Consider the following 24,239-nt stretch of genomic DNA (forward strand, 5'->3'; position numbering starts at 1 on the left):
TGCTATTTTCGGTAACGAAACTGTAACATTCGTATCCGCAGTCAAAACAAGAAATCTGGAGCTCTTGAATGTTTGCTTTCTTTCGTCCTGCCGCACATCAGGCTCCATTGCCTGAAGAAAAAATAGACAGCACCTACCGACGCCTTCGCTGGCAGATTTTCGCCGGCATTTTCATTGGCTATGCCGGTTACTACCTGCTGCGCAAGAACTTCTCCCTGGCCATGCCGTATCTGATCGATGAGGGCTACTCCCGTGGCCAGCTGGGTCTGGCGATGTCCGCCATCGCGATTGCCTACGGTCTGTCGAAGTTTCTCATGGGCCTGGTGTCCGACCGTTCCAACCCGCGCTTCTTCCTGCCATTCGGTCTTCTGGTATCGGCTGGGGTGATGTTCATTTTCGGTTTCGCGCCCTGGGCGACGTCCAGCGTGACCATGATGTTCATTTTGCTGTTCATCAACGGCTGGGCGCAGGGCATGGGTTGGCCGCCGAGTGGCCGGACCATGGTGCACTGGTGGTCGCAGAAGGAACGTGGCGGCGTGGTGTCCGTCTGGAACGTGGCGCACAACGTCGGCGGTGGCCTGATCGGCCCGTTGTTCCTGATCGGCATGGGGCTGTTCAATGACTGGCACGCCGCGTTCTACGTGCCGGCAGCCGTGGCGCTGGCAGTAGCGGTGTTTGCCTTTGTGACCATGCGCGACACCCCGCAATCGGTTGGCCTGCCGCCGATCGAGCAATACAAGAACGACTACCCGGAAGGCTACGACGCCAGCCACGAAGAGGAATTCAGCGCCAAGGAAATCTTCGTCAAATACGTGCTGCGCAACAAAATGCTCTGGTACATCGCCTTGGCCAACGTCTTTGTCTATCTGCTGCGTTACGGCGTGCTGGACTGGGCACCGACCTACCTGAAGGAAGCCAAGGGTTTCACGGTGGATAAAACCTCGTGGGCGTACTTCTTCTACGAGTGGGCAGGTATCCCGGGCACGCTGCTGTGCGGCTGGATGTCGGACAAGATCTTCCGTGGCAACCGTGGCCTGACCGGCATGGTGTTCATGGCGCTGGTGACGGTCGCGACGCTGGTTTACTGGCTCAACCCGGCCGGCAATCCGATGGTCGACATGATCGCGCTGCTTTCCATTGGCTTCCTGATCTACGGCCCGGTGATGCTGATCGGCCTGCAGGCGCTGGAACTGGCACCGAAGAAAGCTGCCGGTACGGCGGCGGGCTTTACCGGTCTGTTCGGTTACTTGGGCGGTTCGGTCGCGGCCAGTGCAGCGATGGGCTACACCGTGGACCATTTCGGTTGGGACGGCGGTTTCGTGCTGCTGGTCGGTGCCTGCCTGTTGGCGATGGCCTTCCTGGCCCCGACACTACGGCACAAACAAATCGCCAGTCAGGGCCGCGAAGCACTCGCTTGATCGGCCTTTGATTTACAGCGCTTGAGCCGCGCCTCCAGATTCCGGTCTGGCATGGCGTGGCTACGAAGGGCGTGCGCGGTCTGCTCGACATAATCGCGAGTGGTGCCGTAGCGCCCGCAGGCGTTTTCGAACACATGGCTCAGCACATGGTCCGGCAAGTTACCGGCATAGCTGGGCAGGTGTCGCTCCAGCACAAAGCCCAATGCCTGAACCTGGCTGCCATCGTCGAGGCGGCAGTTGAGCCAGTGCGGGCGGTAGGAAGGGAAAGGCATCTCGCGCTGCCAAAGTGCGTAGAGCGAGGCTTCGAGTTGCTCTTCGGGCAAGCGATAGGCGAAACCGCTGCAAGAGCCGCCGCGATCCAGGCCAAACACCAGGCCGGGCATTTCCGGTGTGCCGCGATGTTCGTGGGACCACAGGTACAACCCGCGATGGTAGCCATGCACCCGGCCGCGAACCCGCTCAACCGCCGTGCATTCAGGGCGCCAGATCAGCGAGCCATACGCAAACAGCCACACCGGCCCGCCCTTGTGGCGCGCCATGGTCGATTGCATCGAGCTGAGCAGTTGTTCGTGAGTGAGCTGCGGCCCCAGATCGAGCCGCGGAGGGTAAGCCAGATTCAAAAAAGCAGATTCAATGGCGCTCATGGCGAATAGCGTTCAGCTCCCCGCGGGTGAAGAATTACTTAATAGAACGCACGGCTGTAACAATAAGGCACATAAGTTTTAAGGCAATTTAAATGGCATTGCACAGTTCTTAATGAATTGCCTGCACAACATATAACCTACCGATATTTATAAAAATTTATAAATGCCGATTGGCTATATGTGGAGTTATATACCTGTAGGAGCGAGTCTGCTCGCGATGGAATCAAGAACGCTGCGGGTAGCCTGACTGCCCGAGTAATCGTTAACGACCATCGCGAGCAGGCTCGCTCCTACAAGGTGGTCGGGGCAGATCAAGACCGCGGCGCGTACGCAAACACATCGGCGCGCATTTGATGAGCATCCATTCCCGCTTCCACCAGAGCATCCAGCGTGCCGTAGACCATGGCCGGAGAGCCGCTGGCGTACACGTGTAGCGGCTTGAGGTCAGGGAAGTCTTCACAGACCGCTTCATGCAACATGCCGCACCGCCCTTCCCAACCGCATTGATCGCTGACGACCTTGTGCAGGAACAGGTTGGGCAACTTCAGCCATTCGTCCCAATGCTCGATCTGATAAAAATCTTCAGGACGACGCACGCCCCAATACAGATGCACCGGGTGCTTGAAACCCGAAGCCCGGCAATGCTCGATCAGACTGTGGATCTGGCCCATGCCGGTACCCGCGGCGATCAGCACGAGAGAACCTTCCGGCAACTCCTCCAGGTGGGTATCGCCGAACGGCAATTCGACCCGCACCATACTGTTGCGCTGGAGCTGTTCGATCAGGCTCAGCGCACTGGATTCGCGCGCCAGTACGTGGATTTCCAGGTCGCGCCCCGCATGCGGTGCCGAGGCGAGGGAGAATGCGGACTTTTCGCCGTTCTCCCGTTCGATCATCAGGTACTGGCCAGCGTGGTAGCGCGGCGGTTTGCCGGCCGGAGCCCGCAGACGCACGCGCCAGGTGTCGCCGCCCACCTCCTTGCACTCAATGACCTGACACGACACGCTGCGCACCGGCAGTTCTCCCAGCGCGAGCACGCCATCCCACAGCACGATGCAGTCTTCCAGCGGCTCCGCTATGCAAGTGTAGAACTCGCCATGGTCACGCACATTGCCAGCCTGCTCGACCCGGCCTTCCACCAGCAGCGCCGCGCACACGTGGCAATTGCCGTTGCGGCAGCTTTGCGGGCATTCGTAGCCCAGACGTCGTGCGCCATCGAGAATCCGCTCGCCGGGCAATATCTCAAGTACTGCTCCGGAGGGCTGCAAGGTTACACGCATCAATCTATTCCTAACTGATTCCAGATGGCATCGATCCGCTGGGTCACGGCATCATCCTTGACGATGACCCGGCCCCATTCGCGAGTAGTTTCGCCCGGCCATTTATGCGTGGCATCGAGGCCCATTTTCGACCCCAGGCCGGAAACCGGCGAGGCGAAGTCGAGGTAGTCGATCGGCGTGTTGTCGATCATCACGGTGTCGCGCTTGGGGTCCATGCGCGTGGTGATGGCCCAGATCACGTCGTTCCAGTCCCGGGCGTTGATATCGTCGTCGGTGACGATAACGAACTTGGTGTACATGAACTGTCGCAAAAACGACCAGACACCCAGCATTACCCGCTTGGCGTGGCCCGGATACGACTTTTTCATGGTCACGATGGCCATGCGGTACGAGCAACCTTCGGGCGGCAGGTAGAAATCGGTGATCTCCGGGAACTGCTTCTGCAGGATCGGCACGAACACTTCGTTCAATGCCACGCCGAGGATCGCCGGCTCATCCGGCGGACGGCCGGTGTAGGTACTGTGGTAGATCGGCTTGATCCGATGGGTAATGCGCTCGACGGTGAACACCGGGAAGCTGTCGACTTCGTTGTAGTAACCGGTGTGGTCGCCGTATGGGCCTTCATCGGCCATCTCGCCCGGATGGATCACGCCTTCGAGGATGATTTCGGCGGTGGCCGGCACTTGCAGGTCGTTGCCGCGACACTTCACCAACTCAGTGCGGTTACCGCGCAAGAGGCCTGCGAAGGCGTATTCGGAAAGGCTGTCGGGCACCGGGGTCACGGCACCGAGGATGGTCGCCGGGTCAGCGCCCAGGGCCACGGAAACCGGGAACGGCTGGCCCGGATGCTTTTCGCACCACTCGCGGTAATCCAGCGCGCCGCCACGGTGGCTCAGCCAGCGCATGATGACCTTGTTGCGACCGATCACTTGCTGACGGTAGATACCGAGGTTCTGGCGATCCTTGTTCGGGCCTTTGGTGACGGTCAGGCCCCAGGTGATCAGCGGACCGACATCGCCCGGCCAGCAGGTTTGCACCGGCAGCATGGCCAGGTCGACGTCGTCGCCTTCGATGACCACTTCCTGGCACACCGCGTCCTTGACGACTTTGGGCGCCATCGAAATGATCTTGCGGAAGATCGGCAGCTTGGACCAGGCATCCTTCAAGCCTTTGGGCGGCTCGGGTTCCTTTAGGAACGCCAGCAGCTTGCCGATCTCGCGCAGCTCGCTGACCGACTCGGCACCCATGCCCATGGCGACCCGCTCGGGGGTACCGAACAGGTTGCCGAGCACCGGGATGTCATAGCCTGTCGGCTTTTCGAACAACAGCGCCGGGCCTTTGGCACGCAGCGTGCGATCACACACCTCGGTCATCTCCAGCACTGGAGAGACGGGGATCTGGATGCGTTTCAACTCTCCGCGCTGCTCAAGCTGCTGCACGAAATCCCGAAGATCCTTGAATTTCATTGATGATGGCACCCGAAAAATAGGCGTACATCCTACCTGCTCTGCCGGCCGCTGGCAGCTTATCGCTGCTTATCTGGATGCATTCACCTGCGGTTTCCCCGGGTTTGCCCTGGCTTGCAGACTGACAAACAGCGGTTCGAGGATCGGCGCCACGAACCGCGCACCGACTTCCGAGAGGTGATTGTCATCGGTGTACAACGAGTAGCCGCCGCGTTCGGCGCGGCACAGGCCGCTGGCATCACACAGTCTTGGCGCCGGGTCCACCACCTGTACCGCCGGGTCCTGCGCCAATTGTGCGAACAATTGACTGATGAATGCCTGGCGCTTGTGATGCTCTGCGAGCGCCAGCCCGACATCGTCGACCGGACGGGCCAGCATTGCCAGACGGGTGAGGCGATACGGTGGGCTGAAGGCCTGCAACGGCGCCTCTTTTACCAGCCAGACCCGATGCCCGCCGGCACGCAATTGCGCGACCCGGGTACGCAAGCCATCGGCCAGACGTTGTTCGGCAATTGCGCGGTCGTAATGCCCGTCAGCGTTTTTCAGAACGTGGCCCAGATCACCTTTGGCATCGCCGTAGAGGTATAGGCTCCAGTGCGCGACCAGCACCACATCGCTGACAGCTTGCGGCTTCAGGGCCTGTTCAACACGTCGATTGAACCGCGCACAACGCGCATCGTGCTCCAGGCCTTCGACAGGCAAACAGCCAGCAGAACTGGCGAGCATCACATTGACGCCATGGGCCTTGGCACCCTCGTCGAAAACCGGAATCAACGCCGTGGCATGGCTATCGCCCCAGACAAGCGCTGGGGGCAGGCGGTTTTGCGCGCCATAACGGCAGAACAACTTGTCATCCGGCGTCTTGTCATCGGCCAGGCAGGCCATCAGCTCTGGCCGCCATTCGCGACCCTTGGCGTATTGCAGGGCCTGGTCAGACAGACGCCATGGCAAGCCGTCGGTCCATCGCAAGGCTTGTCCGGCCAGGCCGAGCACCAGGACGCCGCAGGCACCAGCGAGCAGAATCTGCCGGCGCCCTGCGAGCAGGCGACGCTCACGAAACGGGGTTTCGACGAATTTCCACGACAGATAACCCAGCAACAGCGTCAGTAAAATCAACCCGGCACTGTCGAAAACACTCGTTTCACCGACGCTGGCATAGCTGGAGAATACGAACACCGGCCAGTGCCACAGGTACCAGGAATATGAAATCAGACCGAGGCCGACCATTATCCGACTGCTCAAAAATTGACCAACCCAGGTTTCACGATGACCGCTGGCCAGAATCAGCAACACCACACCTGACACCGGCACCAACGCCGCGACACCCGGGAATGGCGTGGCCTTGTCATAACCGAACACCGCCAACAGGATCAGCAACATACCGAGCAGGCTCAGCCACTGCGCCGCCATCGGCTTGAGACGCCATGCAGACTTGGGCGCTACCGCCAGCATCGCACCGGCCAATAGCTCCCACGCACGCATAGGCAACAGGAAGAAAGCTTTTTCCGGATGATGGGTGACAGCCCACACGCTCAAACCAAAGGACAGCAGCAATACGCAGAACAGCGCCAGTCGCCAATGCTTGAGACGGCTCGACAGCAGTGTCAGCAGCAACGGGAAGACGATGTAAAACTGCTCCTCCACCGCCAGCGACCAGGTGTGCAGCAGGGGCTTGAGATCGGAGGCGACATCGAAATAGCCGTCCTGGCGCATGAACAGGATGTTGGAGACGAACATCACCTGGTAACGCACCGATCGTCCCAGCTCTTCGTAATCCTTCGGGGCCAGCAAAAACCAGCCGACCGCCAGCACCGCAATGATCATCGCGAACAACGCCGGCAAAATCCGCCGCGCACGTCGGGCCCAGAAATCGACGAAGCTGAATTGCCCGGCCTGGCGCTGATTCCAGATGATCGACGTGATCAGGTAACCGGAAATCACGAAAAACACGTCCACGCCGACAAAGCCGCCGGTAAACCCAGGAACGCCAAAGTGAAACAGCACGACGGCGATCACCGCCACTGCGCGCAAGCCGTCGATATCCCTTCGATAAGCCAGTGAGCTCATAAACATTAAACCGGTCAGATCGTTATTTTCAGCGCGCTTGAGCATCGCCCCCGGAGATGACTGCAAACGCGGCTGGTTGAAGTGCTAACCAACTGACCTTGGCCAATCAAAAACCTCCCATGGCCCAGGCAAAAAAAAGGCGCCCCACCGGGGCGCCATTCTCTTGAACTCAACGGGCGATGTTACTTGCGCTTCATCGACAGGAAGAATTCGTCGTTGGTCTTGGTCGTTTTCAGCTTGTCGACCAGGAACTCGATGGCAGCAATTTCATCCATCGGGTGCAGCAGTTTGCGCAGAATCCACATGCGCTGCAGCTCGTCGTCGGCGGTCAGCAACTCTTCGCGGCGGGTGCCGGAACGGTTGATGTTGATGGCCGGGAACACGCGTTTTTCAGCGATGCGGCGATCCAGAGGCAGCTCCATGTTGCCGGTGCCTTTGAATTCCTCGTAGATCACTTCGTCCATCTTCGAGCCGGTTTCAACCAGCGCGGTGGCGATGATGGTCAGCGAGCCGCCTTCTTCGATGTTCCGCGCGGCGCCGAAGAAACGCTTCGGTTTCTCCAGGGCGTGGGCATCGACACCACCGGTCAGTACCTTGCCGGAGCTCGGGATCACGGTGTTGTAGGCACGGGCCAGACGGGTGATGGAGTCGAGCAGGATCACCACGTCTTTCTTGTGCTCGACCAGGCGCTTGGCCTTCTCGATCACCATTTCGGCAACCTGCACGTGGCGGGTTGGCGGCTCGTCGAACGTCGAGGCAACCACTTCGCCGCGCACGGTGCGTTGCATTTCGGTTACTTCTTCCGGACGTTCGTCGATCAGCAGCACGATCAGGTGAACTTCAGGGTTGTTACGCGCGATGTTCGCGGCAATGTTCTGCAGCATGATCGTCTTGCCGGCTTTCGGCGGTGCAACGATCAGACCGCGCTGGCCTTTACCGATCGGGGCGCACAGGTCGATGACACGACCGGTCAAGTCTTCGGTGGAACCGTTACCGGCTTCCATCTTCATGCGCACGGTCGGGAACAACGGGGTCAGGTTCTCGAAGAGAATCTTGTTCTTCGCGTTTTCCGGACGGTCGAAGTTGATCGTGTCGACCTTGAGCAGCGCGAAATAACGCTCGCCTTCCTTTGGAGGGCGGATCTTGCCAACGATGGTGTCACCGGTGCGCAAGTTGAAACGGCGGATCTGGCTCGGCGAGACGTAGATATCGTCTGGACCTGCGAGATAGGAAGCGTCAGCGGAGCGCAGGAAGCCGAAGCCGTCCTGGAGAATCTCCAGCACGCCATCACCGGAGATTTCCTCACCGCTTTTCGCGTGCTTCTTGAGCAGGGAGAAAATCACGTCCTGCTTGCGCGAACGGGCCATATTTTCTATGCCCATCTGTTCGGCCAATTCGAGCAGTTCGGTAATCGGCTTTTGCTTGAGTTCAGTCAGATTCATATAGGAATGACGTAATCATTTATGGAGGGGGGGAAATTAAGCTTTTGGCTTAATGAGGCCGCGCCGCGGAGAAGGCGACAGGATCGCGTACTTATTCGAAAAGGAGTGCGTCGGCGACGGCTAGCAGGGGGCAATGGAGAAACCAGTGCGGGGCCGAATGTACCATCTGAGTTTAGGAGCGTCTAGCCCTGAATACGCAAAAAGCCCCGCTATTTGCGGGGCTTTTTCAGGACACTTTGCAACGACGCTTAGATGTTGGCGTCGAGGAATGCAGCCAGTTGCGACTTCGACAGTGCGCCGACCTTGGTCGCTTCAACGTTGCCGTTCTTGAACAGCATCAGGGTCGGGATACCGCGCACGCCATGCTTGGCCGGGGTTTCCTGGTTTTCGTCGATGTTCAGCTTGGCAACGGTCAGCTTGCCTTTGTAAGTCTCGGCAATCTCGTCCAGAACAGGAGCGATCATTTTGCAAGGGCCGCACCATTCAGCCCAGTAATCGACCAGTACAGCGCCTTCGGCCTTGAGTACGTCGGCCTCGAAGCTAGCGTCGCTAACGTGTTTGATAAGATCGCTGCTCATGGAATTCTCCAGGTTGTAAGCAAAAAAACGTGGCCCATCATAGCGGTCCTTCCCTCGTTCAGGAAGGTGCAGATGATTGAGTCTCGCTATGGTGATCCATGAGTTTGGGTATAGCTCAGGTCATGAAGTGGCGGGAGCGATGAACGCGATTCCGGTGCGCAACGCGGCGTTACGTACGTGCTCTTGCATGGCCTTTTGCGCGGCGCCAGACGCTCGGCGAGCCAGCGCACGAAGGATTTTGCGGTGTTCCTGCCAGGTTTCCATGGCCCGCTCGACCCGGATGAACGGTAGCTTCTGGCTTTCCAGGAAGATGTCGGCGCTGGCGGTCAGGATGCTCAGCATCGCCTGATTGCCGCTGGCCAGCAGGATGCGGCGGTGGAATTCGAAATCCAGCCGGGCCGCGGCTTCGAAGTCGCCGGACTTCAGCTCATTGCGCATGGCGGCGACATTGTCTTCCAGCGCATCGAGTTCGTCGGTGCTCAAGGTTCCGGCCGCCAACCCCGCAGCAAAACCCTCCAGCGCATAGCGCAACTGAAAGATGTCCAACGGCGAAGCCTGCGCCGCGAACGGCCAGCCCGGCGCCGCATCGCCCCGCGGTAGCTCCACGGGCGATTGCACGAATACGCCTTTGCCCGGCTGGATACTGATGACCCCCAGCGCACTCAGCGATGACAACGCCTCGCGCAACGACGCCCGACTGACCCCCAATTGCACCGCCAGGTCCCGTTGCGAGGGCAAGGCATCCCCCGGCCCGAAGCCCTGTTCGGTAATCAGTTTGCGGATGGCTTGCAGCGCCACTTCAGGTACGGCGCGGGAGATCGAGTTCATGATTTTCCAGACGAACCAGCCAATGTGCGCTCAGTTGTAAAGCTATTCGCGACGTCCGGCAAGTCGTGCCCCATGGGGGTTCGGAGATTTTCACGGCTGCGCCATCGGGGTGCGAAAAGCAACCTGACTGTTCAGACCAGTAAGACCGTGCGACGCCAGTAAAACCGTGCCCTGGCGCCCTCAAAACCCCATGTTGGCATGGCCCATGCTCTGTCGATCCGCAGAAATCACTTCTTGCCGATCCGGAGATTTGCCATGACCCAGCGTTACAGCGCCCTCCTCGCAGCCTTGTTCGCCAGCCTGATGCTGAGCCTGGCACCCGCCCACGCCGATGGTCTGGAGGATGTGGTCAAGCGCGGCGTCCTCAAGGTGGCCGTGCCCCAGGACTTCCCGCCATTCGGCTCGGTCGGCCCGGACATGAAACCCCGCGGCCTCGATATCGACACCGCGAAACTGCTGGCCGACCAGCTCAAGGTCAAACTCGAACTGACGCCGGTCAACAGCACCAACCGCATCCCGTTCCTCACCACCGGCAAGGTCGACCTGGTGATCTCCAGCCTCGGCAAGAACCCGGAGCGCGAAAAAGTCATCGACTTCTCCCGCGCCTACGCGCCGTTCTACCTTGCCGTGTTCGGTCCGCCAGACGCCGACATCAAGGGCCTGGACGATCTCAAGGGCAAGACCATCAGCGTCACCCGTGGTGCCATCGAAGATATCGAGCTGACCAAGGTCGCCCCCGAAGGCGTGACCATCAAGCGTTTCGAAGACAACAACTCGACCATTGCCGCGTACCTGGCCGGGCAAGTCGACCTGATCGCCAGCGGCAACGTGGTGATGGTCGCCATCAGCGAGAAGAGCCCGAAACGCGTGCCGGCGCTGAAAGTGAAGCTCAAGGACTCACCGGTCTACGTCGGCGTGAACAAGAACGAGTCGGCGCTGCTGGACAAGGTCAACCAGATTCTTGTGACCGCCAAGAGCGACGGCGCGCTGGAAAAGAACGCCCTGACCTGGCTGAAAGAACCGCTGCCGGCCGATCTCTGATTCGGCGCGCTGGAGACGTTTTATGGCTTATCAGTTCGATTTCCTGCCGGTGGTGAACAACACCGATCTGTTGCTGCGCGGTGCGTTGTTCACCCTTGAGCTGACCGCCATCGGCGCTGTGCTCGGCGTGGGGCTGGGCATCGTCGGGGCGCTGGTGCGGGCGTGGAACATCCGGCCTTTCGCGGGGATTTTCGCGGTCTACGTCGAGTTGATCCGCAACACGCCATTTCTGGTGCAGTTGTTTTTCATCTTCTTCGGCTTGCCGTCCCTGGGCGTGCAGATTTCCGAATGGCAGGCGGCGGTGCTGGCGATGGTCATCAACCTCGGCGCCTATTCCACCGAGATCATCCGCGCCGGCATCCAGTCGATCCACCGGGGTCAGCTGGAAGCCGCAGCGGCACTGGCGATGACGCGCTTCGAAGCGTTCCGTCATGTGGTGCTGCTGCCGGCGCTGGGCAAAGTCTGGCCGGCCCTGAGCAGCCAGATCATCATCGTGATGCTCGGCTCGGCGGTGTGTTCGCAAATCGCGACGGAAGAGCTGAGTTTCGCCGCCAACTTCATTCAGTCGCGCAACTTCCGCGCCTTTGAAACCTACGCCCTGACCACACTGCTGTACCTGTGCATGGCGCTGCTGATCCGCCAGTTGCTGAACTGGCTTGGCCACCGCTTCATCGCAAGGAGCAGCCGATGAGCGACTTCACTTTCTGGGACATCGTGCGCAACCTGCTCACGGGCCTGCAATGGACGCTGGCGCTGTCGCTGGTGGCGTTCATTGGCGGCGGACTGATTGGCTTACTGATCATGGTCATGCGCATCTCGAAAAAATCCTTGCCGCGCAGTTTCGCCCGCACTTACATCGAACTGTTTCAGGGCACACCGCTATTGATGCAGCTGTTCCTGGTGTTTTTCGGCGTGGCGTTGGCCGGGATCGAGATTTCGCCGTGGATGGCCGCGGCGATTGCACTGACGTTGTTCACCAGTGCTTATCTGGCGGAGATCTGGCGCGGTTGCGTCGATTCGATTCCAAACGGCCAGTGGGAAGCCTCATCGAGCCTGGCGCTGAACCCGCTAGAACAATTGCGCCATGTGATCCTGCCCCAGGCCCTGCGCATCGCCGTGGCGCCGACAGTGGGGTTTTCGGTGCAAGTGGTCAAAGGCACCGCCGTCACCTCGATCATCGGCTTCACCGAGCTGACCAAGACCGGCGGCATGCTCGCCAACGCCACCTTCGAACCGTTCATGGTCTACGGCCTCGTCGCCCTCGGCTACTTCCTGCTCTGCTACCCCTTGTCGCTCAGTGCGCGATACCTGGAAAGGAGACTGCATGCCTCTGCTTAGAATTTCCGCCCTGCATAAATACTATGGCGATCACCATGTGCTCAAAGGCATCGACCTGAGCATCGAGGAAGGCCAGGTGGTGGCGATCATCGGCCGTAGTGGCTCGGGCAAGTCCACCTTGCTGCGCACCCTCAACGGCCTGGAGTCAATCAACGACGGAGTGATCGAAGTCGACGGCGAGTACCTCGACGCCGCCCGCGCCGACCTGCGCAGCCTGCGGCAGAAAGTCGGCATGGTGTTCCAACAGTTCAATCTGTTCCCGCACCTGACCGTGGGCGAAAACGTCATGCTCGCACCGCAAGTGGTGCAAAAAGTGCCGAAAGCCAAGGCCGCCGAACTGGCGCGGCAGATGCTGGAAAGGGTCGGACTGGGAGAAAAGTTCGATGCCTTCCCTGATCGGCTGTCGGGCGGGCAGCAACAGCGGGTAGCGATTGCCCGGGCACTGGCGATGTCGCCGAAGGTTTTGCTATGTGACGAAATCACCTCGGCACTGGACCCGGAACTGGTCAACGAAGTGCTGAGCGTGGTCCGGCAACTGGCCAGGGAAGGCATGACGCTGATCATGGTCACCCACGAAATGCGCTTCGCCCGGGAGGTTGGGGATAAGTTGGTGTTCATGCACCAGGGCAAGGTGCATGAGGTTGGGGATCCGAAGATTCTGTTCGCGAATCCGCAGACGGCGGAGCTGGCGAATTTTATTGGGACGGTTGAGGCGGCGGGCTGATAGATCTTTGTTGACCGGAAGGCCGCCTTCGCGAGCAAGCCCGCTCCCACAGTTGACCGCGTTGTTACTGAGGTACGCGGTTAAATGTGGGAGCGGGCTTGCTCGCGAAGAGGCCATCAGCAGCACCGCAAATATTCCCGCGGCAGAAGATCGCAGCCTTCGACAGCTCCTACGCGTTGGCGCCAGCCTTTGATCGTGGCACGATGTCGAGGTTATCGACCGAGACCCCTGACCATGCCGCAATCCAAAGCCAAGAATCTGTCCCTGATCGCCGCAATCGACCTGGGCTCCAACAGTTTTCACATGGTCGTGGCCAAGGCCCAGAACGGCGAGATCCGTATTCTCGAGCGTCTCGGGGAGAAGGTTCAGCTGGCCGCCGGCATCGACGAAGAGCGCCACCTCAACGAAGAATCGATGCAACGCGGGCTCGATTGCCTCAAGCGTTTCGCCCAACTGATCAGCGGTATGCCCACCGGCGCCGTGCGAATCGTGGGCACCAACGCCTTGCGTGAAGCCCGCAACCGCGCCGAATTCATCCGTCGCGCCGAAGAAATTCTCGGCCACCCGGTGGAAGTCATTTCCGGTCGTGAAGAAGCGCGCCTGATCTATCTCGGCGTGTCCCACACCCTCGCCGACACCCCGGGCAAGCGCCTGGTGGCCGACATCGGTGGCGGCAGTACCGAGTTCATCATTGGCCAGCGCTTCGAACCGCTGCTGCGCGAAAGCCTGCAGATGGGTTGCGTCAGCTACACCCAGCGCTATTTCAAGGACGGCAAGATCACCCCGGCCCGTTACGCCCAGGCGTACACGGCAGCACGGCTGGAGATCATGAGCATCGAGCATGCCCTGCATCGCCTGACCTGGGATGAAGCCATCGGCTCCTCGGGCACCATCCGCGCCATCGGCCTGGCGCTGAAGGCTGGCGGCTACGGCACCGGGGAGGTCAACGCCGAGGGCCTGGCCTGGCTCAAGCGCAAACTGATCAAGCTGGGCGACGTCGAAAAAATCGATTTCGAAGGTATCAAGCCGGATCGCCGGGCGATTTTCCCGGCCGGCCTGGCGATCCTCGAAGCGATCTTCGACTCCCTGGAACTGCAACGCATGGATCACTGCGAAGGTGCCCTACGCGAAGGCGTGCTCTATGACCTGCTGGGCCGCCATCATCACGAAGACGTGCGCGAACGCACCCTCACTTCGCTGATGGAGCGCTACCACGTCGACCAGGAACAGGCGGTACGGGTCGAGCGCAAGGCGCTGCATGCGTTCGATCAGGTGGCCGCGGACTGGGATCTGGAAGACGGCGTCTGGCGCGAACTGCTCGGCTGGGCGGCCAAGGTCCATGAAGTTGGCCTGGACATCGCTCACTACCAGTACCACAAGCACGGCGCCTACCTGATCGAGCATTCGGACCTCGCCGGGTTCTCCCGCGAAGACCAGTTGATGCTCGCGCTGTTGGTACGCGGTCACCGACGCAACATTCCCAAGGACAAGTTCGCCGATTTCGGCGATGACGGCATCAAGCTGATTCGCCTGTGCGTACTGCTGCGCTTTGCGATCCTGTTCCACCACATCCGTGGCACCCAGCAAATGCCCCAGGTGGAACTGAATGCCTATGGCAACAGCCTGGAAGTGGTGTTCCCGGAGAACTGGCTGGACGAAAACCAACTGACCCAGGCCGACTTCGAAATCGAAGCGCAATGGCTGACCCGGGTCGACATCGTGTTGAGCGCTCGCTGAAATTGAAAAAAGGCCTTCTTCGGAAGGCCTTTTTTTGTATGCGATTCTGCAAACGCCACTATCCCCTGTGGGAGCGAGCTTGCTCGCGATGGGGGATGGTCAATCAATACATCGTTGCCTGACACACCGTCATCGCGAGCAAGCTCGCTCCCACAGGTTGCAGTCGTTACCGGACGGCCAGGATCGGACTGCCCAAACGCTCCAGCAATGTCGCCTGGGCGCTGCGCGGGTTCTGGTTGCCGGTCGGAGTGTTACGGATGTAACGGCCGTCCGACTGCAGGCTCCAACTGTGGGTGTTATCGGTCAGATACAACTCCAGTTCTTTCTTGACCCGCATGATCAGCTTCTTGCCCTCCACCGGGAAGCAAGTCTCGACGCGCTTGTCGAGGTTGCGTTCCATCCAGTCGGCACTGGACAGGAACATCTGCTCGTCGCCACCGTTGAGGAAATAGAAGACCCGGGTGTGTTCCAGGAAGCGGCCGATGATCGAACGCACGTGGATGTTGTGGGAAACCCCGGCGATGCCCGGTCGCAGGCAGCACATGCCACGCACCACCAGATCGATGCGCACGCCCGACTGGCTGGCCTTGTACAGTGCGCGGATGATCTTCGGATCGGTCAGCGAGTTGAACTTGGCAATGATGTGCGCCGGTTTGCCGTCGAGGGCGAACTGGGTTTCGCGGGCAATCATGTCGAGCATGCCCTTTTTCAGGGTGAACGGCGCGTGCAGCAGTTTCTTCATGCGCAGCGTCTTACCCATGCCGATCAACTGGCTGAACAGTTTGCCGACGTCTTCGCACAAGGCGTCGTCGGAGGTCAGCAGGCTGTAGTCGGTATACAGGCGGGCGTTGCCGGCGTGGTAGTTACCCGTACCGAGGTGCGCATAACGCACGATTTCACCCGCTTCGCGCCGCAAAATCAGCATCATCTTTGCGTGGGTCTTGAAGCCGACCACACCATAGATCACCACCGCACCGGCCGCTTGCAGACGGCTGGCCAGTTGCAGGTTGGACTCTTCGTCGAACCGTGCGCGCAGTTCGATCACCGCAGTGACCTCTTTGCCGTTACGCGCCGCATCCACCAGCGCATCGACGATTTCCGAGTTCGCACCGGAGCGGTACAGGGTCTGGCGCACCGCCAGCACGTGCGGGTCCTTGGCGGCCTGGCGCAGCAGGTCGACCACCGGGGTAAACGACTCGAACGGGTGCAGCAACAGGATGTCCTGCTTGCTGATCACGCTGAAAATGTTCTCGCTGTTCTGCAGCAGTTTTGGAATCTGCGGAGTGAACGGCAGGTATTGCAGCTCGCGCTGGCTGTCCAGGCCGGTAATGCTGAACAGCCGCGTCAGGTTCACCGGACCGTTGACCTGATACAACTCCGTCTCGCTCAGGTTGAATTGCTTGAGCAGGTAGTCGGACAGGTGTTTCGGGCAGGTGTCGGCCACTTCCAGACGCACCGCATCGCCATAGCGACGGGAGAACAGTTCGCCGCGCAAGGCACGGGCCAGGTCTTCGACGTCTTCGGAGTCCAGCGCCAGGTCGGCGTTACGGGTCAGGCGGAACTGGTAGCAGCCCTTGACCTTCATCCCCTGGAACAGGTCATCGGCGTGGGCGTGGATCATCGACGACAGGAAGACATAGTTGTCGCCGGCGCCGCCGACTTCTTCCGGCACCTTGATGATGCGCGGCAACAGGCGTGGCGCCGGGATGATCGCCAGACCGGAATCGCGGCCAAAGGCGTCGATGCCTTCGAGCTCGACGATGAAGTTCAGGCTCTTGTTCACCAGCAACGGGAACGGGTGCGTCGGGTCGAGGCCGATCGGGGTGATGATCGGCGCGATCTCGTCACGGAAATAGCGACGGACCCAGGTCTTGAGCTTGGCCGTCCAGTTACGGCGACGGATGAAGCGGACCTGATGCTTTTCCAGTTCCGGCAACAGTATGTCGTTGAGGATCGCGTACTGGCGATCGACGTGACCATGGACCAGTTCGCTGATGCGGGCCAGGGCCTGATGCGGTTGCAGACCATCGGCGCCGGCCTGTTCACGGGCAAAGGTGATCTGCTTCTTGAGGCCCGCGACACGAATTTCGAAGAACTCGTCCAGGTTGCTGGAGAAGATCAACAGAAACTTCAGCCGTTCCAGCAATGGATAGGACTCGTCCAGCGCCTGCTCCAGCACGCGGATGTTGAACTGCAGTTGCGAGAGCTCGCGGTGGATGTACAGGCTGCTGTCATCCAGACCGGGAATGGCCAGCGCTGGCGCCGGCGCTGTCACGGCGGTTTCGACGACCGCCGCGGGCGGAGCTGGCTCCAGCTCCGGCGGGGTCTCGTCGACTTGCTCCACCACAGGCTGAGCGTCTTTTACGGCAACTTCAGTGAGCACTTCGGTATTCATCGAATGTTCCTGGGAGGGCTATTTTTGCTCTCGTAACAATTGAGCGGCACGAACGGCGAAGTACGTCAGGATGCCATCAGCCCCTGCACGTTTGAAAGCGGTCAGGGACTCGAGGATAACCCCTTCGCCCAACCAGCCATTCTGGATCGCCGCCATGTGCATGGCGTATTCGCCGCTGACTTGATAAACAAAAGTCGGCACTTTGAATTCTTCTTTTACCCGGCACAGGATGTCCAGGTACGGCATGCCTGGCTTGACCATGACCATGTCTGCACCTTCTGACAAGTCCGCCGCCACTTCGTGCAGGGCTTCGTTGCTGTTGGCCGGGTCCATCTGATAGGAGGCCTTGTTGGCCTTGCCCAGATTCAGCGCCGAACCGACCGCATCACGGAACGGGCCGTAATAGGCACTGGCGTACTTGGCCGAGTAGGCCATGATCCGCACATTGACGTGACCGGCCACTTCGAGAGCTTCGCGGATCGCCTGGATGCGACCGTCCATCATGTCCGATGGGGCCACGACCTGAGCGCCGGCTTCAGCGTGGGACAGGGCTTGCCTGACCAGTGCGTCGACGGTGATGTCGTTCTGCACGTAGCCTTCTTCATCAAGAATGCCGTCCTGGCCGTGGGTGGTGAACGGGTCCAGGGCAACGTCGGTGATCACGCCCAGCTCCGGGAATTGCGCACGCAGCGCACGGGTCGCGCGTTGGGCGATGCCTTGCGGGTTCCACGCTTCGGCGGCGTCCAGGGACTTGAGTTCCGCTGGCGTCACCGGGAACAGTGCCAGCGCCGGTATCCCCAGTTCGACCCACTTGGCCGCCTCTTCCAGCAACAAATCGATGGTCAGGCGTTCGACACCCGGCATCGAAGCCACCGCTTCGCGACGGTTTTCACCGTCCAGTACGAACACCGGCAGGATCAGGTCATCGACGGTCAGGACGTTTTCACGGACCAGACGACGCGAGAAGTCGTCACGACGATTGCGGCGCAGGCGGGTTGCAGGGAACAAACGGTTGGCGGGGGTAAAGCTCACGGCAGACTCCTGAGCCCGCGCTTACGGGCGAGCGTGACAGTTATAAGCGGCCATTATGACGAACGTATTACAGTTGTGTGCACCCCTGTGACAGGTAGCCGCATTCCATTGTCGTTGTAGGAAATGTTCACGTCGAGACACATTTGGACACTTTCCTGAATGTGTCCGAAGGGTTAGGCTGCGCGTTCATTTCGCCAGCACCCAGACAATGCTCCAACAATTTCTGCATGACTTCGGCTACTTTGCCCTTTTTCTAGGCACGTTCTTCGAAGGCGAAACCATCCTGGTACTCGCGGGCTTCCTCGCGTTCCGTGGATACATGGACATCAACCTGGTGGTGGTCGTGGCCTTCTTCGGCAGCTATGCCGGCGACCAACTGTGGTATTTCCTGGGACGCAAACACGGCCGCAAGCTCCTGGCGCGCAAACCCCGCTGGCAGATGATGGGTGACCGGGCGCTGGAACATATTCGCAAGCACCCGGACATCTGGGTATTGAGCTTCCGCTTCGTCTACGGTTTGCGCACGGTCATGCCGGTGGCCATCGGGCTGTCGGGCTATCCGCCGGGCCGGTACCTGTTGCTCAACGGCATTGGCGCAGCGATCTGGGCCACAGCCCTGGCAGCGGCCGCGTACCATTTCGGTGCGGTGCTCGAAGGCATGCTCGGCAGTGTGAAGAAGTATGAACTCTGGGTGCTCGGTGCGCTGCTGGTCCTGGGCTTCGTGCTGTGGCTGCGTCGGCGCTTCAAGAATGCCCGCCTGGCCAAGCAGGTCTACGCCGACGAACAAGCCCTGAAGGCCGAACGAACCAAAGCCGAAGGCCCTACTACGCCAGCCGAGTGATGCGGTTTCTGCAACAGTAGAGACCGATGCCGCTCAACAGACTGTAACTGAACAGGCCGACCCAGCCCACGGCGCTGGCCGGCCACAGCCCCACCATCGGGGCCAGCCATACCAATGGCAGATTCGACGCCAGCCGCACCAGCTCCAGCTTCAACGCCCACGGGCGATTCTCCAGAGCCACGCCCAGCACAAACAGACCGAACGCCACCGCTCCCCAGCCCAACGCCAGGGCGACGACGGACAGCTTCGGCTCAAGATTCATCAAGTAACTGCCCAGCGCGATATAGACGCAGAACTGCAGGAGGACGTAGAGCTGCTGACGCCCGCCCAGCGCCACCTCGAATTTGCGAAACTGGCTCAGGTCCGGCTTGTTCATCGGGTATCCGGCAGCCACCTCCGCCGGGCGCCAGCCGGTGCGCATGAACCAGATCCGCAGCTTGTCCCAGGTGCTTTCCGCACGACGCGCATCTGCCCACAACTGCGCGTAGAACTGCACGTTCGCCCACACGGGGTTCCAGCTCGCCAGTGGCGTGGTCACGCCGAAGATCACCGGCTCGTTGTCGTCTTCTTCCTGGAACGAGCCGAACAGACGGTCCCAAATAATGAACACGCCGCCGTAGTTGCGATCCATGTAGAGAGCATTCTGTGCATGGTGAGCCCGATGATTGGACGGCGTGACAAAGAACCATTCGAACCAGCCAAGCTTGGGAATGTGCCGCGTGTGCACCCAGAACTGGTACAGCAGGTTCAGCGCCGCGACGCTGACGAACACCAGCAGCGGCACGCCGGACACCGCCATCGGCAGATAGAAGATCCAGCCCAGCAGGAAGCCGGTACTGGTCTGGCGCAAGGCCGTGGACAGGTTGTAGTCCTCGCTCTGGTGATGCACCGAATGGGCGGCCCAGAGGATGTTGCGCTCGTGACCCATGCGATGCAGCCAGTAGTAGCAGAAATCGTAGAAGACAAAGGCAAACACCCAGGTCCAGATGCTGTCGGCCGACAACTCGAACAACGCCAAGTGCTTGAGGGCAAAGGCGTAGGTCACCAGCCCCACCCCCTTGGTCAACAGACCCGTGGTGGTCGACAGCACGCCGGTGCTGATGCTGTTGATCGCGTCTGCCACCCGATAATTGCTCACCCCGCGCCAACGGTCGGCCAGCAGCTCGGCGGCGATCAGCACAAAGAAAAACGGCACCGCATACAGAATGAAGTCCATGACGCGCCCTGATCGGAATCTTGAGGACAGATGCTATGTGCAGCCGTGAATTAACCCTATGGCAACGCGGGACAAATTAGTGGACATTTAACGCCATGAATCTGGAGAAAAGCCCATGAGCAAAAAAGTTGCAGTGATCCTTTCCGGTTGTGGCGTGTACGACGGCGCCGAGCTCCACGAGAGCGTCATCACCCTGCTGCGCCTGGACCAGCGCGGGGCCCAGGTGCAGTGTTTCGCACCTGACATCGCGCAGTTGCATGTGATCAACCACCTGACCGGCGAAGAAATGCCCGAATCGCGCAACGTGCTGGTGGAGTCGGCGCGGATTGCCCGGGGCAACATCAAGGATATCCGAGACGCGAACGTCGATGAGTTCGATGCGCTGATCGTGCCCGGCGGCTTCGGCTCGGCCAAGAACCTGTCCAGCTTCGCCATCGAAGGCGCCGCCTGCACCGTTCAACCGGATGTCCTGGCACTGACCGAAGCCTTTGCCGAGGCCGGCAAACCGGTGGGGTTGATGTGCATCTCCCCTGCCCTGGCGGCAAAGATCTACGGCCCTGGCGTCACCTGCACCATAGGCAACGACACCGACACGGCAGCTGCGATGAACAAGATGGGCGCGACCCATACCGATTGCGCGGTCAGTGACATCGTCGAGGACAAGGCGCGCAAACTGGTGAGCACACCGGCTTACATGCTGGCGCAATCGATCAGTGAAGCGGCTTCAGGCATCAACAAACTGGTAGACCGGGTACTGGAACTGACCCACGAAAACGACGCCTGACACCCTCCAAAACTGTGGGAGCGAGCTTGCTCGCGATGGGGCCAGCACATTCAACATCGATGTTGTCTGTAAGTCCGCTATCGCGAGCAAGCTCGCTCCCACAGGGTTCGCCACTGGTCTTAAGAACTGCGTGCCAAACGTGTGAGAATCCGGTCCAGCGCATTGGCAAACGCCTGCTTCTCACGGTCGCCAAACGGCGCTGGCCCTCCGCCCATTTGCCCTTGTTCGCGCAAATCGGTGAACAGGTTGCGAACCGCCAGCCGCTCGCCCATGTTCTGCGCATCAAACTCCTTGCCCCGTGGGTCGAGCGCTGCCACGCCCTTCTTCACCAGACGATCGGCAAGCGGCACATCGCTGCAGATCACCAGCTCACCAGGCACCGCGTGTTCCACCAGGTAGTCATCGGCCGCATCCGGGCCGCTCGGCACCACGATCAGCTTGACCAGTGCCAGCCCCGGCTTGGTCTGCGGCTGCCCGGCCACCAGCACCACTTCGAACTGGCGCTTGAGAGCGAACTTCACCACCAGATCCTTGGCTGCCCGAGGACAGGCGTCGGCATCGATCCACACACGCATTGAATTTTCCTCTGTTGAAAAGCATCGCGGGCAAGCCACGCTCCCACAGGTTAACGCGAAACCTGTGGGAGCGTGGCTTGCCCGCGAAAGTGAGCGAAGCGAATGCCGTTTAAGAAAGCTGCACCCGCTGCCTCTCAACCACCCGGCTACGACCGTACAACACAACAATCGAAATGATCGCCACAGCCTGGGCGCTCAACGAATAGGCATCGGCATGGATCCCCAGCCATTCAAAGTCAAAGAACGGCACCGGCCGCGTACCGAAGATCCCGGCTTCCTGCAGCGCTTTCACGCCATGCCCGGCAAACACCACCGACAAGGCGCACAAAAGACCGGCGTTGATGCTGAAGAACAACGCCAGCGGCAACTTCGCCGAACCGCGCAAAATCACCCAGGCCAGGCCGACCAGCAGCACCACCGCCGTGGCACCACCGGCCAGCACCGCGTTGTGCCCCGCGGGACCTGCCTGCAACCACAGGGTTTCGTAGAACAGGATCACTTCGAACAGTTCGCGATACACCGAGAAAAACGCCAGGGTCGCAAAACCGAAGCGCCCGCCACCGCCCACCAGGCTGGTCTTGATGTAATCCTGCCAGGCCGCGGCGTGACGACGGTCATGCATCCACACGCCCAGCCACAGCACCATGACGCTGGCAAACAGCGCCGTCGCACCTTCCAGCAATTCGCGTTGTGAACCACTGACATCAATCACATAGGCTGCCAGCGCCCAGGTGCCCAGCCCCGCCACAAACGCCAGGCCCCAGCCGACGTTAACGCTGCGCACCGCCGCCTGTTGATCCGTGTTACGCAGGAAAGCAAGGATCGCCGCCAGCACCAGAATCGCTTCCAGACCTTCGCGCAGCAGAATCAGCAGGCCGGAAATGTAACTCAGCGACCAGCTCAAACCCTCGTTGCCCAACAGGCCGGCCGATGCCTTCAACTTGTCCTTGGCCACGTCCAGGCGCTGCTCGACCTCGCTCACCGGCAAGCCGTCCTGCAACGACTGACGGTAGGCCATCAGGGATTTTTCAGTGTCTTTACGCACGTTGGCGTCAATGTTATCCAGCGAGCTCTCAACCAGCTCGAAGCCTTCCAGATACGCTGCTACCGATAAGTCATAAGCCTGATCATGCTCACCGGCACGATACGCCGCGATGCTCTTGTCCAAAGTGGCCGCAGTGTAGTCGAGCAGTTGCGCCGGGCCACGCTTGACCTGTGGCGGCTGCGCCCGCTGGGCACGGAAGGTCGCGGCGGCTTGCGGGCCTTCGACAGCCTGTACTTCGGCCGGGGTCTGACGAGCGAGGTCGGCGATGTTGTAGGTCTTTTCAGCCTTGGCCGTGGCCGGGTCGACACTGAAGCTGGCGATATAGGTGGCCAGGTCCCAACGCTGACGATCATCCAGTTGATCGGCAAAGGCCGGCATGTCAGTCCCTTCGACCCCCAGGCCCAGGGTGCTGTAGATCGCGTAGAGGCTCAGTCGGTCCAGTCGTGTGGTATCACGCAGATTGGATGGCGGCGGCGCCATGCCGACACCTGCCGGGCCGTCGCCGGCCCCTGTATCGCCATGGCAGACCGAGCAATGCTGAGCGTACAGCGGCGCACCACGCACCGGGTCCGGCGTAATGACCGGGGCCTGACTGACTTCATAGGCCACGGCCAGCTTCGCACCCAGTTGCCGGGCCTGGCGCGCGACGTCGGCGCCGTCCTGATGGGTGTCAATGGAGTTTCCCAGCGCGGCCAGGCTTTGCTCCAGAGCGGCTTTTTCCGGCTTGGCCGGCATGGTTGCAATCAGATTTCCCAGCGTCTTGACCGAGTCTTGCTGCACGCGAAATCCGGCCTGGTCCGTGATGCTGCCCGCCTGCACCGTGTCCGGGTAATCCGCGCCGATGTAATCGAGCAAGTGCAGCGCCTGCGGCGCACCTTCGGCGGGAGCGGCCAGTAGCTGAAAACTGCACGCAGCCAACAGCGGCAGCAACAGCCAGGCCAGGAAACGGGAGGGGGCAATCATGAATGAATCTCAATTGGAAATACGAAGTTACATATTGTTAACGCCAGACGGGTTTCGCTCAAGCTTTGTTGATATCTCTTCGTAATTGCATCAGTTTCGAGAGCGGCTTATCCAAACAAAAAAGGCGACCTCCAGGGTCGCCTTTTTTGTACATCGCCGTTTTACACAGCAGCTTTGCGCAACGTCGCCATGAACGCCGCCGCCCCGATGAACAGCCCGGCAAAGGTCCGGTTCATGCGCTTTTGCTGTTTCGGTGTGCGCAACAGACGCAGCACTTTGGACGCCAGACCGGTGTAGCCGGCCATGACGATCAGATCGACGCAAACCATGGTCACACCGATTATCAGATACTGAATCAGCAGTGGCGCATGGGGGTCGATGAACTGCGGCAGCACCGCCAGCATGAACACCAGCGCCTTGGGGTTGCTGATGTTCACCAGAAAACCACGGAACACCAAGGCCATCGGCTTGCCGATCTGGCGCAGCGCCGCGTCATCGCTCATATCGCTGGGCAGCGCACGCCATTGCTTGATCGCGAGGTAAACCAGATACGCCACGCCAAACCATTTGATGGCGTAGAAGGCCGTGGCCGACGCCGTGAGAATGGCGCCGACACCGGCGCCGACGATGGCGATCTGCAAAGCCAGGCCCAGTTGCAGGCCCAGGGCGTTCCAGTAGCCGCGCCAGAAACCGTATTGCAAGCCGCTGGACATCGACGCAATGGCGCCGGCACCGGGGGACAAGCTGATCACCCAGCAGGCGGCAAAAAACGCCAGCCATGTTTGAAGCTCCATTGCACACCTCGACTCAGACTCGTGACAGATG

General features: G+C 60.3%; 21 protein-coding genes. 8 read left to right on the forward strand and 13 right to left on the reverse strand.

What is annotated here, in order from left to right:
* Nucleotides 1-68 precede the first annotated feature (68 nt).
* A complete protein-coding gene (gene glpT, locus PspS34_RS27055; RefSeq protein ID WP_008048696.1) occupies nucleotides 69-1,418 on the forward strand; it encodes a glycerol-3-phosphate transporter in 1,350 nt (449 codons plus the stop codon).
* On the opposite strand, the gene PspS34_RS27060 is transcribed toward glpT, so the two are convergent.
* The 7 genes from PspS34_RS27060 to PspS34_RS27090 form a co-directional block, all read right to left on the reverse strand.
* A complete protein-coding gene (locus PspS34_RS27060) occupies nucleotides 1,394-2,062 on the reverse strand; it encodes a gamma-glutamylcyclotransferase (RefSeq protein WP_090452075.1) in 669 nt (222 codons plus the stop codon). The genes glpT and PspS34_RS27060 overlap by 25 nt on opposite strands.
* 311 nt (nucleotides 2,063-2,373) lie before the next feature.
* Entirely contained in the window at nucleotides 2,374-3,342 is a 969-nt protein-coding gene (locus PspS34_RS27065) for a CDP-6-deoxy-delta-3,4-glucoseen reductase (protein ID WP_090452076.1), read from the reverse strand.
* Nucleotides 3,342-4,808 carry a 4-hydroxy-3-polyprenylbenzoate decarboxylase gene (ubiD, locus tag PspS34_RS27070; RefSeq protein WP_008048693.1) on the reverse strand — a complete coding sequence of 489 codons (1,467 nt, stop codon included), beginning with the start codon at nucleotides 4,806-4,808 and terminating at the stop codon, nucleotides 3,342-3,344. The genes PspS34_RS27065 and ubiD overlap by 1 nt, the downstream gene beginning before the upstream one ends.
* A gap of 69 nt (nucleotides 4,809-4,877) precedes the next feature.
* Complete coding sequence (locus tag PspS34_RS27075) at nucleotides 4,878-6,875, reverse strand: acyltransferase family protein (protein ID WP_154860918.1); 1,998 nt, start codon at nucleotides 6,873-6,875, stop codon at nucleotides 4,878-4,880.
* 182 nt (nucleotides 6,876-7,057) lie between these two features.
* A complete protein-coding gene (rho, locus tag PspS34_RS27080) occupies nucleotides 7,058-8,317 on the reverse strand; it encodes a transcription termination factor Rho (RefSeq protein ID WP_057712815.1) in 1,260 nt (419 codons plus the stop codon).
* Between the two features lie 248 nt (nucleotides 8,318-8,565).
* On the reverse strand, nucleotides 8,566-8,895 hold the full coding sequence (gene trxA / locus PspS34_RS27085; RefSeq protein ID WP_003206727.1) for a thioredoxin TrxA: 330 nt from the start codon (nucleotides 8,893-8,895) through the stop codon (nucleotides 8,566-8,568).
* A gap of 120 nt (nucleotides 8,896-9,015) precedes the next feature.
* Nucleotides 9,016-9,723, reverse strand: a complete 708-nt coding sequence (locus PspS34_RS27090) for a FadR/GntR family transcriptional regulator (protein ID WP_150813733.1) — start codon at nucleotides 9,721-9,723, stop codon at nucleotides 9,016-9,018.
* A gap of 255 nt (nucleotides 9,724-9,978) precedes the next feature.
* On the opposite strand from PspS34_RS27090, the gene PspS34_RS27095 reads away from it, so the two are divergent.
* The 5 genes from PspS34_RS27095 to ppx all read left to right on the forward strand — a co-directional run bounded on the left by PspS34_RS27095 (nucleotide 9,979) and on the right by ppx (nucleotide 14,563).
* Complete coding sequence (locus tag PspS34_RS27095; RefSeq protein ID WP_150813732.1) at nucleotides 9,979-10,764, forward strand: transporter substrate-binding domain-containing protein; 786 nt, start codon at nucleotides 9,979-9,981, stop codon at nucleotides 10,762-10,764.
* A gap of 22 nt (nucleotides 10,765-10,786) precedes the next feature.
* Nucleotides 10,787-11,455 carry an amino acid ABC transporter permease gene (locus PspS34_RS27100; RefSeq protein WP_150813731.1) on the forward strand — a complete coding sequence of 223 codons (669 nt, stop codon included), beginning with the start codon at nucleotides 10,787-10,789 and terminating at the stop codon, nucleotides 11,453-11,455.
* The gene (locus PspS34_RS27105; RefSeq protein ID WP_057712811.1) at nucleotides 11,452-12,102 is read left to right on the forward strand and encodes an amino acid ABC transporter permease; all 651 of its coding nucleotides are present in this window, start codon (nucleotides 11,452-11,454) and stop codon (nucleotides 12,100-12,102) included. Before PspS34_RS27100 ends, PspS34_RS27105 begins: the two co-directional genes overlap by 4 nt.
* Nucleotides 12,089-12,826: an amino acid ABC transporter ATP-binding protein gene (locus tag PspS34_RS27110; RefSeq protein WP_150813730.1), complete on the forward strand. Its 738-nt coding sequence runs from the start codon at nucleotides 12,089-12,091 to the stop codon at nucleotides 12,824-12,826. Before PspS34_RS27105 ends, PspS34_RS27110 begins: the two co-directional genes overlap by 14 nt.
* Before the next feature lie 234 nt (nucleotides 12,827-13,060).
* Nucleotides 13,061-14,563, forward strand: coding sequence for an exopolyphosphatase (gene ppx, locus PspS34_RS27115; RefSeq protein WP_154860917.1), 1,503 nt, complete (start codon nucleotides 13,061-13,063; stop codon nucleotides 14,561-14,563).
* A gap of 166 nt (nucleotides 14,564-14,729) precedes the next feature.
* Here ppx and ppk1 read toward each other — a convergent pair whose 3' ends face one another.
* On the reverse strand, nucleotides 14,730-16,958 hold the full coding sequence (gene ppk1, locus PspS34_RS27120; protein WP_150813728.1) for a polyphosphate kinase 1: 2,229 nt from the start codon (nucleotides 16,956-16,958) through the stop codon (nucleotides 14,730-14,732).
* 18 nt (nucleotides 16,959-16,976) lie between these two features.
* The gene (gene hemB / locus PspS34_RS27125; protein ID WP_102669342.1) at nucleotides 16,977-17,990 is read right to left on the reverse strand and encodes a porphobilinogen synthase; all 1,014 of its coding nucleotides are present in this window, start codon (nucleotides 17,988-17,990) and stop codon (nucleotides 16,977-16,979) included.
* A gap of 208 nt (nucleotides 17,991-18,198) precedes the next feature.
* On the opposite strand from hemB, the gene PspS34_RS27130 reads away from it, so the two are divergent.
* Nucleotides 18,199-18,831: a DedA family protein gene (locus PspS34_RS27130; protein WP_057712806.1), complete on the forward strand. Its 633-nt coding sequence runs from the start codon at nucleotides 18,199-18,201 to the stop codon at nucleotides 18,829-18,831.
* On the opposite strand, the gene PspS34_RS27135 is transcribed toward PspS34_RS27130, so the two are convergent.
* Nucleotides 18,815-20,047 carry a sterol desaturase family protein gene (locus tag PspS34_RS27135; RefSeq protein ID WP_154860916.1) on the reverse strand — a complete coding sequence of 411 codons (1,233 nt, stop codon included), beginning with the start codon at nucleotides 20,045-20,047 and terminating at the stop codon, nucleotides 18,815-18,817. The genes PspS34_RS27130 and PspS34_RS27135 overlap by 17 nt on opposite strands.
* Before the next feature lie 115 nt (nucleotides 20,048-20,162).
* Here PspS34_RS27135 and elbB point away from each other — a divergent pair, with 115 nt between their 5' ends.
* Nucleotides 20,163-20,831, forward strand: a complete 669-nt coding sequence (gene elbB / locus PspS34_RS27140) for an isoprenoid biosynthesis glyoxalase ElbB (RefSeq protein WP_057712804.1) — start codon at nucleotides 20,163-20,165, stop codon at nucleotides 20,829-20,831.
* Nucleotides 20,832-20,950: 119 nt separating this feature from the next.
* Here the strand turns inward: elbB and PspS34_RS27145 are convergent, their stop codons facing one another.
* The 3 genes from PspS34_RS27145 to rhtB all read right to left on the reverse strand — a co-directional run bounded on the left by PspS34_RS27145 (nucleotide 20,951) and on the right by rhtB (nucleotide 24,208).
* Nucleotides 20,951-21,406 (reverse strand): YaiI/YqxD family protein, encoded by a 456-nt coding sequence (locus PspS34_RS27145; protein ID WP_090452091.1) that lies wholly within the window; start codon nucleotides 21,404-21,406, stop codon nucleotides 20,951-20,953.
* Between the two features lie 109 nt (nucleotides 21,407-21,515).
* A complete protein-coding gene (locus PspS34_RS27150; protein ID WP_154860915.1) occupies nucleotides 21,516-23,414 on the reverse strand; it encodes a cytochrome c/FTR1 family iron permease in 1,899 nt (632 codons plus the stop codon).
* Nucleotides 23,415-23,575: 161 nt separating this feature from the next.
* The gene (gene rhtB / locus PspS34_RS27155; protein WP_057712801.1) at nucleotides 23,576-24,208 is read right to left on the reverse strand and encodes a homoserine/homoserine lactone efflux protein; all 633 of its coding nucleotides are present in this window, start codon (nucleotides 24,206-24,208) and stop codon (nucleotides 23,576-23,578) included.
* Nucleotides 24,209-24,239: the final 31 nt, after the last annotated feature.

The organism is Pseudomonas sp. S34 (assembly GCF_009866745.1).
GTDB lineage: Bacteria > Pseudomonadota > Gammaproteobacteria > Pseudomonadales > Pseudomonadaceae > Aquipseudomonas > Aquipseudomonas jessenii.

Coding starts and splice junctions, on each gene's coding strand:
- rho (WP_057712815.1), bottom strand. CDS start 8,317: ATGAATCTGACTGAACTCAAGCAAAAGCCGATTACCGAACTGCTCGAA.
- PspS34_RS27110 (WP_150813730.1), top strand. CDS start 12,089: ATGCCTCTGCTTAGAATTTCCGCCCTGCATAAATACTATGGCGATCAC.
- ppx (WP_154860917.1), top strand. CDS start 13,061: ATGCCGCAATCCAAAGCCAAGAATCTGTCCCTGATCGCCGCAATCGAC.
- elbB (WP_057712804.1), top strand. CDS start 20,163: ATGAGCAAAAAAGTTGCAGTGATCCTTTCCGGTTGTGGCGTGTACGAC.
- PspS34_RS27135 (WP_154860916.1), bottom strand. CDS start 20,047: ATGGACTTCATTCTGTATGCGGTGCCGTTTTTCTTTGTGCTGATCGCC.
- PspS34_RS27100 (WP_150813731.1), top strand. CDS start 10,787: ATGGCTTATCAGTTCGATTTCCTGCCGGTGGTGAACAACACCGATCTG.
- PspS34_RS27095 (WP_150813732.1), top strand. CDS start 9,979: ATGACCCAGCGTTACAGCGCCCTCCTCGCAGCCTTGTTCGCCAGCCTG.
- PspS34_RS27130 (WP_057712806.1), top strand. CDS start 18,199: ATGCTCCAACAATTTCTGCATGACTTCGGCTACTTTGCCCTTTTTCTA.
- PspS34_RS27075 (WP_154860918.1), bottom strand. CDS start 6,875: ATGAGCTCACTGGCTTATCGAAGGGATATCGACGGCTTGCGCGCAGTG.
- glpT (WP_008048696.1), top strand. CDS start 69: ATGTTTGCTTTCTTTCGTCCTGCCGCACATCAGGCTCCATTGCCTGAA.
- PspS34_RS27090 (WP_150813733.1), bottom strand. CDS start 9,723: ATGAACTCGATCTCCCGCGCCGTACCTGAAGTGGCGCTGCAAGCCATC.
- trxA (WP_003206727.1), bottom strand. CDS start 8,895: ATGAGCAGCGATCTTATCAAACACGTTAGCGACGCTAGCTTCGAGGCC.
- rhtB (WP_057712801.1), bottom strand. CDS start 24,208: ATGGAGCTTCAAACATGGCTGGCGTTTTTTGCCGCCTGCTGGGTGATC.
- PspS34_RS27150 (WP_154860915.1), bottom strand. CDS start 23,414: ATGATTGCCCCCTCCCGTTTCCTGGCCTGGCTGTTGCTGCCGCTGTTG.
- PspS34_RS27065 (WP_090452076.1), bottom strand. CDS start 3,342: ATGCGTGTAACCTTGCAGCCCTCCGGAGCAGTACTTGAGATATTGCCC.
- ubiD (WP_008048693.1), bottom strand. CDS start 4,808: ATGAAATTCAAGGATCTTCGGGATTTCGTGCAGCAGCTTGAGCAGCGC.
- PspS34_RS27060 (WP_090452075.1), bottom strand. CDS start 2,062: ATGAGCGCCATTGAATCTGCTTTTTTGAATCTGGCTTACCCTCCGCGG.
- PspS34_RS27105 (WP_057712811.1), top strand. CDS start 11,452: ATGAGCGACTTCACTTTCTGGGACATCGTGCGCAACCTGCTCACGGGC.
- PspS34_RS27145 (WP_090452091.1), bottom strand. CDS start 21,406: ATGCGTGTGTGGATCGATGCCGACGCCTGTCCTCGGGCAGCCAAGGAT.
- ppk1 (WP_150813728.1), bottom strand. CDS start 16,958: ATGAATACCGAAGTGCTCACTGAAGTTGCCGTAAAAGACGCTCAGCCT.